Annotated in this window: 13 protein-coding genes and 1 tRNA gene; 9 read left to right on the plus strand and 5 right to left on the minus strand. The window is 72.3% G+C overall.

Annotation, left to right across the window (positions count from 1 at the left end):
* The first annotated feature begins 17 nt into the window (after positions 1–17).
* Both SCAB_RS23305 and SCAB_RS23310 read left to right on the plus strand, forming a co-directional pair.
* Complete coding sequence (locus tag SCAB_RS23305; RefSeq protein WP_013002527.1) at positions 18–1,160, plus strand: FAD-dependent monooxygenase; 1,143 nt, start codon at positions 18–20, stop codon at positions 1,158–1,160.
* A 56-nt stretch (positions 1,161–1,216) separates the two neighbouring features.
* Entirely contained in the window at positions 1,217–2,422 is a 1,206-nt protein-coding gene (locus tag SCAB_RS23310) for a low temperature requirement protein A (RefSeq protein ID WP_158512258.1), read from the plus strand.
* A gap of 361 nt (positions 2,423–2,783) precedes the next feature.
* Here the strand turns inward: SCAB_RS23310 and SCAB_RS23315 are convergent, their stop codons facing one another.
* Together SCAB_RS23315 and SCAB_RS23320 are read right to left on the minus strand one after the other, a co-directional pair.
* Positions 2,784–3,056 carry a winged helix-turn-helix domain-containing protein gene (locus SCAB_RS23315; protein WP_046774557.1) on the minus strand — a complete coding sequence of 91 codons (273 nt, stop codon included), beginning with the start codon at positions 3,054–3,056 and terminating at the stop codon, positions 2,784–2,786.
* Positions 3,057–3,091: 35 nt separating this feature from the next.
* On the minus strand, positions 3,092–3,349 hold the full coding sequence (locus SCAB_RS23320; RefSeq protein WP_013002530.1) for a GntR family transcriptional regulator: 258 nt from the start codon (positions 3,347–3,349) through the stop codon (positions 3,092–3,094).
* A 184-nt stretch (positions 3,350–3,533) separates the two neighbouring features.
* Between SCAB_RS23320 and SCAB_RS23325 the strand changes: the two genes are divergently transcribed.
* Complete coding sequence (locus tag SCAB_RS23325; RefSeq protein WP_041669531.1) at positions 3,534–3,893, plus strand: hypothetical protein; 360 nt, start codon at positions 3,534–3,536, stop codon at positions 3,891–3,893.
* On the plus strand, positions 3,893–4,231 hold the full coding sequence (locus SCAB_RS23330) for a hypothetical protein (RefSeq protein ID WP_013002532.1): 339 nt from the start codon (positions 3,893–3,895) through the stop codon (positions 4,229–4,231). The genes SCAB_RS23325 and SCAB_RS23330 overlap by 1 nt, the downstream gene beginning before the upstream one ends.
* Positions 4,232–4,306: 75 nt before the next feature.
* Here SCAB_RS23330 and SCAB_RS23335 read toward each other — a convergent pair whose 3' ends face one another.
* Positions 4,307–5,674 (minus strand): chloride channel protein, encoded by a 1,368-nt coding sequence (locus tag SCAB_RS23335; protein WP_041669533.1) that lies wholly within the window; start codon positions 5,672–5,674, stop codon positions 4,307–4,309.
* 394 nt (positions 5,675–6,068) lie between these two features.
* Between SCAB_RS23335 and SCAB_RS23340 the strand changes: the two genes are divergently transcribed.
* From SCAB_RS23340 to SCAB_RS23360, 5 genes are all read left to right on the plus strand, one after another.
* Positions 6,069–6,533 carry a hypothetical protein gene (locus SCAB_RS23340; RefSeq protein ID WP_013002534.1) on the plus strand — a complete coding sequence of 155 codons (465 nt, stop codon included), beginning with the start codon at positions 6,069–6,071 and terminating at the stop codon, positions 6,531–6,533.
* A 15-nt stretch (positions 6,534–6,548) separates the two neighbouring features.
* Positions 6,549–8,174, plus strand: coding sequence for a hypothetical protein (locus tag SCAB_RS23345; RefSeq protein WP_013002535.1), 1,626 nt, complete (start codon positions 6,549–6,551; stop codon positions 8,172–8,174).
* Between the two features lie 91 nt (positions 8,175–8,265).
* Positions 8,266–9,036: an ABC transporter ATP-binding protein gene (locus SCAB_RS23350; RefSeq protein WP_013002536.1), complete on the plus strand. Its 771-nt coding sequence runs from the start codon at positions 8,266–8,268 to the stop codon at positions 9,034–9,036.
* A complete protein-coding gene (locus SCAB_RS23355) occupies positions 9,033–10,238 on the plus strand; it encodes an FtsX-like permease family protein (RefSeq protein WP_013002537.1) in 1,206 nt (401 codons plus the stop codon). Before SCAB_RS23350 ends, SCAB_RS23355 begins: the two co-directional genes overlap by 4 nt.
* A gap of 102 nt (positions 10,239–10,340) precedes the next feature.
* Positions 10,341–10,925: a class IV adenylate cyclase gene (locus tag SCAB_RS23360; RefSeq protein WP_013002538.1), complete on the plus strand. Its 585-nt coding sequence runs from the start codon at positions 10,341–10,343 to the stop codon at positions 10,923–10,925.
* A 69-nt stretch (positions 10,926–10,994) separates the two neighbouring features.
* Here the strand turns inward: SCAB_RS23360 and SCAB_RS23365 are convergent.
* Positions 10,995–11,068: transfer RNA gene (locus SCAB_RS23365), tRNA-Met, on the minus strand.
* A 111-nt stretch (positions 11,069–11,179) separates the two neighbouring features.
* Entirely contained in the window at positions 11,180–12,337 is a 1,158-nt protein-coding gene (locus SCAB_RS23370) for a dihydrofolate reductase family protein (protein WP_013002539.1), read from the minus strand.
* Between the last annotated feature and the right edge of the window lie 30 nt (positions 12,338–12,367).

The raw sequence follows: 12,367 nt of genomic DNA on the forward strand, positions 1-12,367 counted from the left end.
ATGCGGAGAACACCAGCATGACCACAGCAACGCGCGACATGAGCCGCTCCGGGAACGGGCGCCAGGGCACCGCCGTCGTCGTCGGTGCTTCCCTCGCGGGTCTGATGACCGGACTGGCCCTCTCGCAGAATGGAATCGACGTGACGATGCTGGAGCGATCCGGGGCGGTCCCCCGGGCCCGCAGAGGGGCCGCTCTCGGCGGGGTGAGTGAGGGCCTGCTCAGCAGAATCACGGGATCCGATCTCTCGAAGAGCAGCCCGGCGCCGCTGAGTTCGGTGGCCTCCGGTGTGCAGAGCTGGACGGCGGTCCACGCCCGGCTCCGAGCGGCCGTCGATGCAGACCCCTGTATTGAGCTCCGCCCTCACACGACCGTACGAAGCGTCGGCCAGGACGCGGACTCGGCGTGGGTGATCACCTCGGACGGGCGGACGTTCCGGGGCGATGTCGTGATCGGAGCGGACGGCCACGGAAGCGTGGTGCGCGGCGGCGTCGCACCCGACAAGCCCGACGCGACGTTTGCCGGCTACCTGATCTGGCTCGGTCTGACCGGCGAGTCCGCGCTCATGACCTCGCGCCGCCTGCCGCGGGACGTCGACATCCTCACCGGTGGAGAGGACTACCTCCTCGGCTACCCGCTGCCCGGCCCCGACGGTTCCGTCGCCCCGGGCTCCCGCCAGGTGGGCTGGGCCTGGTACGACGCGAGCCGCAACGATCTGTTGCGCGAAACGGGTGCTGTCGTCGGCAACGTCGTACGCCGGTCGCTCACTTCGGCCGACATACCGGAGACGACCTTCCGCGAGCTCGCCGACAGGGCCGAGGACCTGTGGCCGTCGCCCTGGCGCGAGGCCGTCCTCGACTGCATCGAGCGGCGTGCCGTCATCGGCACCCCGATCGCCGAGTACGTCCCCGACCAGCTCGTCAACGGCCGCCTCGCCCTTGTCGGAGACGCCGCCCACGTACCCACCCCGATGACGGGCTCGGGCTTCAGCGCCTCGCTCCACGACGCCGAGGCCGTCGCCGCAGCCGTCGCCGCCGGCGTACGCGGACCGGCCATGCCGCAAGCTCTGCGCGGATACGAGGACGAGCGGCTCGGCAGCGTGCGGAGCATGGTCCAGTCGGGCCAGCAATTCAGCCGCTCCTTCGCAGGCGTGGCCGCCTGAGCCACCGCCGCGCCGAGATGCGAGGCGGCCGTGATCCGGAGAAAGTGCGGTCTGTGGTGGACAAGAGCGAAAGCGGGCAGGAAGGCGGACCACCGGGCACGGCTCACGCCGTACTCGCGGGCAGCCGGGTGACCACCTTCGAACTCTTCTTCGATCTGGTGTACGTGTTCACCCTCACCCAGGTCACCGCCTACATGGCGCACGAACACAGTGGCAGCGGTGTCCTGCGCGGAGTGCTCCTGCTGGCCCTGGTCTGGATCTCCTGGTCCGCCTACGCCTGGCTCGGCAACCAGGCCCAGGCCGATCCGGGTGTCGTACGCGCGGGCATGACGCTGGCGATGGCCGGGGTGTTCGTCGTGGCCCTCACCGTCCCGGAGGCGTGGCACGACGCGCCGGGCGGCCTCAACGGGCCTGTGGTCCTGGCCTGCGCGTACCTCTTCGTCCGCTGTGTGCACCTCGTCCTCTACGGCGTGCTCGCGCGCGGTGACCACGGGCTGTTGCGGCAGATCACGGTCTCCTGGCCCGCCGTACTGGGCGGCTCCTGCCTCCTGATCGTCGGTGCGGTGATCGGAGGCCGGTGGCAGACGGCGCTCTTCGCGGCCGCGATCGCCACGGACTGGGGTGGCGTGTACGCCACCTCCTGCCGGGGCAACTGGCGCATCCGCAGCGCCTCCTACTTCGCCGAACGGCACGAACTGTTCATGATCATCGCCATCGGGGAGTCGCTCCTCGCCATGGGCGCGGGAGCTGTCGACCGCCCGATCTCCACACCGCTGCTGGCCGCGGCGGTCCTGGGCGTCGCCGTCGCCCTGGGCCTGTGGTGGCTGTACTTCGACGTGGCCACGCTGGTGGGAGAGCACCAGCTGAGCAGGACGCAGGGACGTGACCGGGTCAGGCTTGCGGTCGACGCCTACGGTTACGCCCACTTCCCGATCATGGCCGGCATCGTGCTGACGGCCTTCGGCGTCGAGGGGGTCATGGCTCATGCGGGCGGCGGCGAAGCGCTGGGCAGCTTCTACGCCTGGGTTCTGTGCGGCGGAGCCGCCACGTATCTGGCCGGGCTGCTCCTGTTCGGCTGGACCGTGCTGCGCCAGTGGAGTCGGTTCCGACTGGGCGGCCTGTTCCTGCTGCTCGGGTGGAGTCCTGCGGCGGCCGTACTACCGCCGGTCGCGGCTCTTGCCGGCGCGGTCACCGTCCTGGCGGCGGTGGCTGCCGCGGAGACCTGGTGGTACGCGGAACTGCGCCGCCGCCTACGGCGCTGAAGCCCGCTCAACCTCCTCCGATCGGGCGAGACTGCTCGGAAAGCGAAACAGCGTCAGAAGGCGCGAACGTACTGGTCATCAGCCCCCTCTGCGTGAGCGATGCGTGAGCGGACGGTGTGGCAGGAGCTGTCCCGGGGTGGACCGTCCCCTATAGCGAACCTGTCCTGACCAGGTCATTCCGGACACCGAGTCAGCGTCCGGAACGACCCAGCAAGCTTTGGCCAGGACTTTTAATCCATTGGTTGTGGGTTCGAGTCCCACAGGGCCTACGGTTCGCGGGCGGGGGATATCCCCTCCGACCTGCTGCGCGGCGCTCGATTCGGCTTCGGCCGGGTCGGGCGCCGCGGTGTTTGAGGGCCGGTCACCCGCCCGTGGAGGACTCGGGCATCGCGATGACATACGTCCCCTTCGCGGGCACCGTGTCGGCGACACCTCGCTCCCGCAGCTCCCGGATCGCACGCCGGAGGGTGTTGATACCGACGCCGTAGTGGGCGGCGAGATCGGGCTCCGAGGCCAGACGCGCACCTACCGGCAGACTTCCGGCGCGAATCTGGTCGGCGATGTGCTCGGCGATCTGCACGTACACGTAGATCCGGGACGCGGGATCGGGGCGCCACTCCTGGTCTTCAGCCATGACGGCACGTTAGTCGCCAGGAACCAGGACTCTTCCTACCGAGTCGTGCCACGGCCCGACTCGTCCTCCGGCATCGCGATGACGTAGGTCCCCTTCGCGGGCAAGGTGGCGACGAGTCCTCGTTTCCGGAGCTCGACGACTGCCCGACGCACGGTGCCGATGCTGACGCGATACAGATCGGTCATCGCGCGCTCGCCCGGCAGCGCGGCCCCTTGCGGCAACTTGCCGGACGCGATGTCCGCCGCGATGGCATCGGCGAGTTTCACGTACTCGTAGCGCGGAAGCTCGGTCATCCCTCCACAGTGCCGCAGCCTCCCGCGTACCGCAGGAGTGGAACGCGTCCTGCCGCAGCGGGGTGCGGAAAGAAGTAGAGGGGTGCAGGGGGACGCAGTTGCCGGTATGGTCGAAATCAGCAGACCCCGGCGAGGTGGCTAGACCTCCCGGGGCATGGCCAACGCTTACCCAAGGAGCGTCGACATGACCGACCTTATCCCCCGCGCCCTCCAATGGCTGCGCCTCCTGTTCGCCCCAGGTACCGGCAAACGGCGACTGACCCGTCACCGTCCCTACCTATGCCTGCACATCACCGCCGTACGGCAGGACCCCCACACCGCCGCTCCCGCCCCCGTGTCCTCCGGGCTTCCCCGCCACCGTTCCCCCTACGGCCTGCACGCCCCGATCGACGGCTCCGCCTCCGCCCTGGTCCGCCCCTACCTCGTCGCGCATGACGAAGAGGACGCCCTCCGGCAGTACCGCCGCCTCGCGCTCGTCCTGGCCGCCGACTTCGGGGTCGACCTCGATCAGCACCTGGTCGGCCCGCGGAAGGCGGCCGCCTGATGGAACTCCGGCTGCTGCCCTGGCCGTCGCCCGACGGCAAGCCCTGCTATCTGGTGACCGACCGTCACGGCGGCCACCTCTCCCGCCTCGCCGACGAACTGGAGGCCACCCAACTCGCCACCGGCACTGACGTACTCGACCTCGCCCGCGTGGTGCTGGAGGACCCGGCCTCGCCGTACACCGAGGTCCGCTACGCGGGAATCCGTCTCGCCGAGTGCCTGGCGGATGCCTTGCGCGTCGCCGAGTCCAGAGGCTCGCGCCTGCCGGTGCCGGAGACCGACGCCACCGACGACGGCGAAGGGACCGAAGCGACCGAAGAGAGCGGACGCGGGATGTAGGCGCAGTTCGCCTCCCGTCCGGTCGGCGCGGTATCCGCCGGCCGGAGGGGAGGCAAAGCGTCGGCGGCGAACCACTCACACCTGCGGTCGCCCCGACCCCGGCCCCGGCTTTTGCCGATGCCCCGCCGCCGATCCGGGCTCCGGCGTCCACCTCGCCGTAGCCACGTACGAGACGACGACCGCGACGATCACCAGCGGCATGACGGTGACCCCCTCGAGCCCGATCAGCAGCGTGGCCAGCAGGACGGAGACCAGGGGGAGGCGCAGCATCGCGGCGCTCATCGCGCCGATACCCATCGCGAACCCCGCGACCAGGCTCAGCCCCGGGAGGTGGGAGCAGAGGATGCCGCCCGCGGCTCCCACGAACATCGCGGGGAAGATCGGGCCTCCCCGGAAGGCGCTGAGCGACACGCAGTAGGCGAGGCCCTTGCACAGCACCAGCAGCGCCAGCGCGCCCACGGAGTACGTGGCACTGTGCGTGAGGAAGGGGTCCAGCGCCGTCTGTCCCGAATAGAGCACGTCCGTCGCCGGTTTGTCCGTGGCCTCCGCGTAGCCGATCGCCAGTCCCGCCACGACGAGGCCGATGACGACCGTGGCCGTCACTCGGCGCCGTTCGACGTGCGTCCTGAGCCGGACGGCGAGCCATCGGATGCCCGCGGCCACCAGCGCGGCCGACAGCCCGATGAGCAGGGCCCAGCCGAACTCCGCCGCCGTCGGGCGCACGGCCTCGGGTACGTCGCGCAGGACCAGGGAGTACGTGCCCAGCCCGGTCCAGGAGCCGAGCCCGACGAAGACGAGCGCACCGATGCCCGAGGCCAGCAGCCCGGGTACCAGCACCGTCGTCATCATCACCCCGCCCAGCCCCGACGCCTCCATCAGCAGAAACGCCCCCAGCAGAGGCGATCCCAGCAGGGAGCTGACGGCCGCGAAACTTCCCGTCGCGCCCAGCACCGCGCTCATCTGCTCCGGCGGATCACGTCTGACCAGCCGCACGGCACCGGCGGCGAGCCCGCTGCCGAGTGCCAGGAGGGGTGCCTCGGGGCCGAGGACGGCGGCGAAGCAGAGCGTCGCCAAGGCGGCGAGGAAGATACCGGGGAGCTCGACGGGCGCGGGCACACCGCCGGGCTGGAACCCGGCGCTCGGTTCATGACCGCCGTGCCCCGGCAGGTATCGGACCGTCAGACCCACCAGCATCCCCCCGACGGCGAGCAGCGGCAGCGGCCACCAGGACGGAGTTCCGCCGAGACCCAGGGACTTGGGCAGATCCGAGTAGATCAGCGGCTGGACCTCCCCGACCAACGCGAGGAACCCGAAGGCCGCCGCGGACACCGGTACGCCGATCAGCGCGGCCGTCAACAGGAGCACGAGGTAGGCGCGGCTCCGCAGAAGCGTCCTCGGGTCCGGAGACGGGGAGCCCCCGGACGCGTCCGTACCGACCGGCATGCGCACAGCCTCCTCGCGGGTGCAGACGTCGTTCCGCGCGCTCCCGAGCCTGACACGCCGGGCAGGGGGCGGCTCGCCGGCCGGGGCTGTGCGTGTGACGGAGGAGAGGGACGGGGCGCTTGCACCGGACGGCCGCCGTCACGCTCAGGTGTGAACAATCCCGACTGGCGGATGGCTGAAACCGGTCACTCGTCCTTCGGTCCGCGGACGACTGTGACCGGGGTGCCCGGCGCTGGATGGTTTCTTCTGGTTTGTTCCGAGGGTGAGCCAAGATGGCGGACGCATACATGCGTCGCTTTTCGGTCACTCTTCAGTATTTGCGCAACATATACAGTTCGTGGCCTGGTTGGGGCGACATGTCTGCATGTGCGTGCCATGAACGCGGGGAGGGCGGATGAAGAGGATCCTGCTGACGTCGGGGCTCGTCGGGATGCTGGTGACGGGGTCCGCAGTGCCGACGGCGGCCATCTCGGACGCCGGGTCGACGCCCTTGCCCGGGACGGGCGCGAGGGTCGAGGTCAGCGCGTGGCAGTGCAACGCCTACGCCGACAAGTGCTCCTTCAAGACGTCGACGAAGACCACGAGGGGCGGGGCGAGGTACCCGGTCAGCAGGATCAGCAACACGGCGACGGTGAAGGCCAACGGCTGGCAGGCGACCCTCGCGCTGAGCCCGAGCGGTACGCCGGTGAGCGAGAACACCCGGCAGGTCAGCTGGACCAACCAGAACACCTGGATCGCCGACATCAGCGGGATCGCCGACCCGGGAGGCTCGCTCAACACGAGCATCACCACCTGTTCCGACGGCGGCGCCTTCAAGTCCGGCGTCAAGGCGTTCGCTTCTGCCTGTGCCAACGACTGAGCGGTGAGGGAGCACGTGGACCGTCGTCGCCGGGCGCTCCTGTCGGTGAGTGTGGTGGCCGCCACGGCAGCGCTCGGCGCCGCGGTGTTCGGCGGCGGGCCGGTGGAACGGCCCGCGCCACCCGGCGCCGACCTGGCCACCCAACTGGACGCCCTGCGCGGAGCGAACGATCTCGTACGCGCCACCCGCGTGGACGTCGGGCGCGATCCCGCGCTGTACCCGACCGCGTACGGGCGCCTGGAGGCGGCCCTCGCCGAGGGGCCCCGGGGCAGTGGCGGTACGGGCCGAGGCGGGGGTGTGCCCGAGGTCCGGCCCGCCCGGCTCGCCGAACTCGCCCGTGCCGACGTCCTGGACACCCCGGCATGGCGGGCTCACTACGTGTGCCTCGCCCTCGGAGGGAGGGGAGCGGACGAGAGCCGCGAGGCGACCGCCGTACTGGAGCGGGCCGGCCTCCTGGACCGGGCCGGCCGCGAGGCGCTCGGGTACCTGACCGCGCCGGACACCGGGGACGACGCCCTCACTTCGCTCGCCACCAGAGCCGCCTTTCTGCAGACGCTGACCTGCCTGGGGCGGGACGACAAGGTGCCCCGGGCCGGGCTGGAGACCCTCGCGGCGGACACCGCCCGTGCCGAGCAGGCCGTACCGGTGCTCTACGCCACGGAGGCCCTGCGCGCCGTCGGCGTACGGGCCCGAGCGACACGTGCGGTGCGCGGGGCCGACGCCCGGCTGGCCGCGGGGTGCGCCGCCCTCGACCCCATCCAGCGGGCCGCCCTGACCCTGTTGCGGGACCGGCTGACCCGGCGGACGTACGACTGCCTGGTGCCGGTGCTGTCGGACTCCGACACACAGACCCGGTGGCTGGTCCGGCGTGCCCTGATGACCGACGGCGCCGAGGCGGGCCCCGGCGCCGGCGCGCTGCCCGAGCCCGTGGGGCACGTCCGGGCCGACGGGCTCGTCACGAAGACGCCGGCCCAACTGGGCACGCTGACCGCCACCTACGACGCCGCGCGGGCCTTGACGGCCGGCGCTCAGCAGGAGCACACACCGTACTGGCTGACGCGGCGACTGACACGGATGGGCGCGGACGCCGGCCTCGAACCGTCCGATCGGCTGCTGCTCGCCATGACATGCCACCGGCTGGCCCTGACCTGTGGACCACAGGCCGCCAGGGGAGCGGTGGAGGCGGCTCGGCTGACGGTGCCGAGGCGTCTGACGCGGGACAACGAGCTCCGCTGGTACGGCGTCATGGCGGCACGCGCGGAGTTCGGACTGGGCTGCGGGCGTACGGCCGTGGGGGCGCCGGACGGCGGGCGCGGCGGGGGACTGCCCGCTCGTTCGCTGCGCGTCGTGGTCGTGCTCGCGGACGCCGGATGCACGGCCCAGGCGGCACGGCTCGCCGAGGGCACCGATCTCGCGGAGCAGGCCCGAAGAGCGCTGCGTGCGGGGGACCTGATGACCGCCTCGGACGCGGTGCAGGCAGCCCTCGCATCAGACCAGAGCATTCCGCAGAGTCTCTGGGACGACCTGCCCCGGCTTCTCCGGCGCTACAGCGACTCCGCGTTCCCCGACCTGTACGCCGCCTCGCCGGGCGACGCGGCTTCGGCGGACGCCACCAGAGCGGCGTACTACCTCCTCGCGTGACCTGTCCGACGGCGGGCCGACAGGACGCGCTCGCCCGGCCGCGCGCCCGTCCGGCCCCGTCCGTCTTCCCACCCCGGAAGGACACCGCCCCATGAACACAGCCGCCCCACCCACCGCCCCGCCCGCCGTGGTGGCCGAGGGCCTGGCCTTCGGCTACGCGTCCGGCGGAGGTCTGACCCGTGCGGATCTCACGCTCGACGCGGGCACCATGGCAGCCGTCGAGGGCCCGTCCGGTTCGGGCAAGAGCACACTGCTCGCCCTCCTCGGGCTGATCCTCTCTCCGGCCGCGGGCTCGCTGCACATCACCGGCACGGACACCGGATCCCTGTCCACGGCCGGACGGGATCTGCTGCGGCGCCGGTCGATCGGCATCGTCCTGCAGGATCTGGGGCTGCTGCCGTTCCTGAACGCCTGGGAGAACGTGGCCGCCGCCTTCGGCCCCCGGCTCGCCCGGCATCGTACGGAGGCCCGGGCGCTCCTCGGCGATCTGGGCATGGCGGAACTGGCCGACGCCCGGGTCACCGAACTCTCCGGCGGGCAGCGGCAGCGCATCGCCGTCGCGCGAGCCGCCGTGAAACGGCCGGTGCTCGTCCTGGCCGACGAGCCGACCTCGGGCCTCGACCCCCGGACCGCGAACTCGGTGATGACAGCGCTGCGTTCGTGTGCGGAGCGGGGTGCGGCCGTCCTGCTCGTCACGCACGACCCGGCGGTCGCCGCGAGCTGCGACCGGCGGCACGTGCTCGACGGAGGGGTTCTGTCGGCCGCCGACTCGTCGGACGACCGGGAGCCGGCCGTCGGCAGGCAGGAAGCCCGAGAGCCGGCCGCCGGCCTGCGGGACGCCCGGGAGGGGAGCCTCGGATGAGCCGCTGGAGTCTGTACACCTGGACGCGTGACGCTCGTTCGCTGCGCAGGGCACTGCCGACGCTCACCGTTCTGGCCGCGCTGCTGACCACGTCCGCGGGGGTGGCCGCCGGTGCCGCCGAGGCCGTCGAGCGGGACGTGCTCGGCTCGGGCGGGCTCACCCAGATCGAGCTGTCCTCGTTCGAGGGCGACACCTCGGTCCGGCCGCTCACCACCTCGGCCCTGCGGGACGCCGCGTCCGTGCCGGGCGTACGGCAGGTCGTCGCCGACTACCCGTCCGTGCTGTACGCCGCGGAGGAAGGGACGTACGACCTGGCCGGTCACACCCTGACGCCGGGGGACGACCTGCCCGTGGTGAAGGGGCGGAACCCGGCGGGCTCCGGTGGGCTCGCGCGGGACGAGATCGCTCTGCCGGTCTCCGCGCAGGGGACCGACTTCGCTCCGCTCCTCGGCCGTACCGTCGCCTTCGGATACACCCGGGCGACGGGTGCGGCGTCCGGCACCACCCAGGTCATCAGACTGCGGGTCACCACCCTTTATGACCCCGCCTGGCAGGCCGACGGCCCCGATGTCGCCTACCTCGCGGAGGACACGGCCGCGCTGCTGGCCGCGGCGCGCGCCGGACAGACCCCGCACACCTTCCGCGCGCACGAGGGTGCGCAGTCCGCCGTCGTACGGGTCGGGCACCAGAGGCAGGTGGCCGCCGTGACCAAGTCGCTCCAGGCGGACGGGTTCTCGGCGTCGCCCGTGTCCGATCGTGTGCGTGACCTGCCCGGTCTGTTCGGGGTGGCGGACCTCGCGATGCGGGCGGGGGTGCTGGTGCTGGCGATCGGCGCCGTCGGGCTCGGGTCGGTACGCGCGGCGGACAGTACGCGGGCCCGGCTCGGGCAGTTCGCCGTTCTGCGGATTCTCGGGTCGGGGCGCTCGGAGCTCCGCAGGATCCTGCTCGGTGAGGCCGTCCTCTCGGGCGGGGCGGCCGGCGTCGTGGGCGTCCTCGTGGGTGCGGGCGTGTCCGTGGCGCTGGCCGGTCCGCTCAGCGATCTCCTCGGGCTGCCCATCTCCCGCACGGACGCCCTGCCGGGGCCGGCCTGGGCCGCCGCCGCGCTGCTGCTGCCCGCCGTGGGCCTGGCCACCGGCACCCTCCTCGGCAGCCGTGACGTCCTGCGCCGTGACCCCTACCTCACGGCACGGGCCCACGGCTGAGGAGCGGACACCCGCTCCTCCTTCCTCGGCGGACGGTCGGCGGGGGACAGTGGCCCGGCGGGGGCCGAGGGGGAGTGCGGTCGGCGACGAGAGGAGTGGCTCGTGATCGAGGCGGAGTTGAAGGCCCGGGTCCGTGCGCCGGAGGTGGTCGCGCGGGTGCTCGGGGTGTGGGGTGAGGGCAGGGCCGAGACGTACCGGGACACGTATGACGACCTGCCGGACGGCAGTCTGCGCGGCCGGGACGAGGAGCTGCGGCTGCGGTGCACGGCCGACCACGGGACGGGGGAGCGGCGGGCCCTGCTCACCTTCAAGGCGGCGGCCGTGGACGAGGAGTCCGGTTCGAAACCCGAGTACGGGACGCGGGTCGAGGACGCGCAGGTCGCGCACGCCATTCTGCGACGCCTCGGCTACGTGCCGGCGATCGTGTTCGAGAAGCACTGCCGCAGCCACTCCTTCGAGGCGTACGGCCGGCGAATGCTCGCCACCCTGGTACGGGTCCCCGAGCTGGACGGCACGTTCCTGGAGGTCGAGAGCCTGGTGCGGGAGGAGGACGAGGTCGCCGGGGCCCTCGACGGCATCCGCGCGGTGCTCCGCGACCTGGGCATCGCCCCGGGGGATCTCACCCGGGAGTCGTACACCGCTGCGGTGGCGGCGGTCCGCGGTGGTCAGCCCCGGAGGGGCGGGTGAGTGCATGTCGTACACGAACAAACACCTGGGGCCGGAATCCTTGATCGGATTCCGGCCCCAGGCCTTCAGTAGCGGGGACAGGATTTGAACCTGCGACCTCTGGGTTATGAGCCCAGCGAGCTACCGAGCTGCTCCACCCCGCGTCGTTGAAACCAGTGTACGCCATCCGCGGGACCGCACGCACACGCATTGATCAAGGGCGGGAGGGCGACGGCGGAGAAGGTGCCGAGGGGTGGGGGATTCGGCGGCCGGGCTCAGCCGGTCAGATGGCGGTTGGGCGCCTGCGCCCGCTCCTCGAAGTCCCCGATCAGCACGACCACGGCCCCCTCCGCCGCCAGCACCGCGTTCCCGGCCGCCGCGTCCTCGACGAACGTGTCCGGCTCCCGCCAGGCCGTGACGACCCGGCGGATGCCCGCGTCGAGGACGAGCCGGGCACAGGGCGCGGGGCGGGAGGCGCGGCGGGCGCACGGTTCCAGGCTGCTGTAGACCGTGGCGGAGGCCAGGCGGGGGTCGGCGGGGTCGATCTTGGCGAGGGCGGCCTCCTCGGCGTGGACCACGGGGTCGCCGCCCTCGCGGGAGTGTCCCCGGGCCAGTTCCGTACCGTCCTCGGCGACCACCACGGCCCCCACGCTGAACGCGGTCCGCGAGGGAGGGCACGCGGCGGCCAGTTCGCAGGCCAGGTCGAGCCAGTGGCGGTCGGCGGGGGAGACGTCCCGTCCGGTGCCGGGGACGCTGGGGGCGTAGCGGATGAGGACGATGTCGCCGACCGGCCGGGTCTCCAGCAGGCGGAGCCGGCTCCTCGGCCCCCCGGGGTACGCCCCCGTCCCGAAGAGCCGCGGCGCGTCCGCCTCGCCCACGAACACCGGTGCCACGGCCAGCTGGATCTCGTCCGCCAGGTCCTGCCGGAGCAGCTGGGTGTGCACGAGGCCGCCGCCCTCCACCATGAGCCGCCGCACGCCGCACACGTCCGCGAGGTGGTCCAGGACGGCCGTCCACGCCAGCTCGGGGCCTACGGAGACCACGGTCACGCCGTCCGGTCCCGTCGGCAGGCCCAGCCCGTGCAGCCGGTCGGCGCCCTTGTCCGTCGTGTACACGGCCTTCTCGCCGCCGGTGTGCCAGAACCGTGCCGCCGGGTCGAGATCGCCGGACGCGCTGACCGTGACCTTCAGCGGGTACTCGGGCAGCCCGGCGGCGACACGGGCCGCGCGCCGCTCGGGGGAGTTGACCAGCAGCCGGGGGTTGTCGGTGCGCAGGGTGCCGGCGCCGATCAGGATGGCGTCGACGGAGGCGCGCACCTCGTCGACCCGGTCGAAGTCGGCCGGGCTCGACAGCAGCAGCCGCTCGGGTCCGGTGTCGTCCAGGAAGCCGTCCAGGGAGACGGCGGCGGACAACAGGACGTAGGGCTGGGGCATGGGACGAGCTCCCTTGGTTCAAGTTTTAAA

This window comes from Streptomyces scabiei 87.22 (assembly GCF_000091305.1).
Lineage (GTDB): Bacteria > Actinomycetota > Actinomycetes > Streptomycetales > Streptomycetaceae > Streptomyces > Streptomyces scabiei.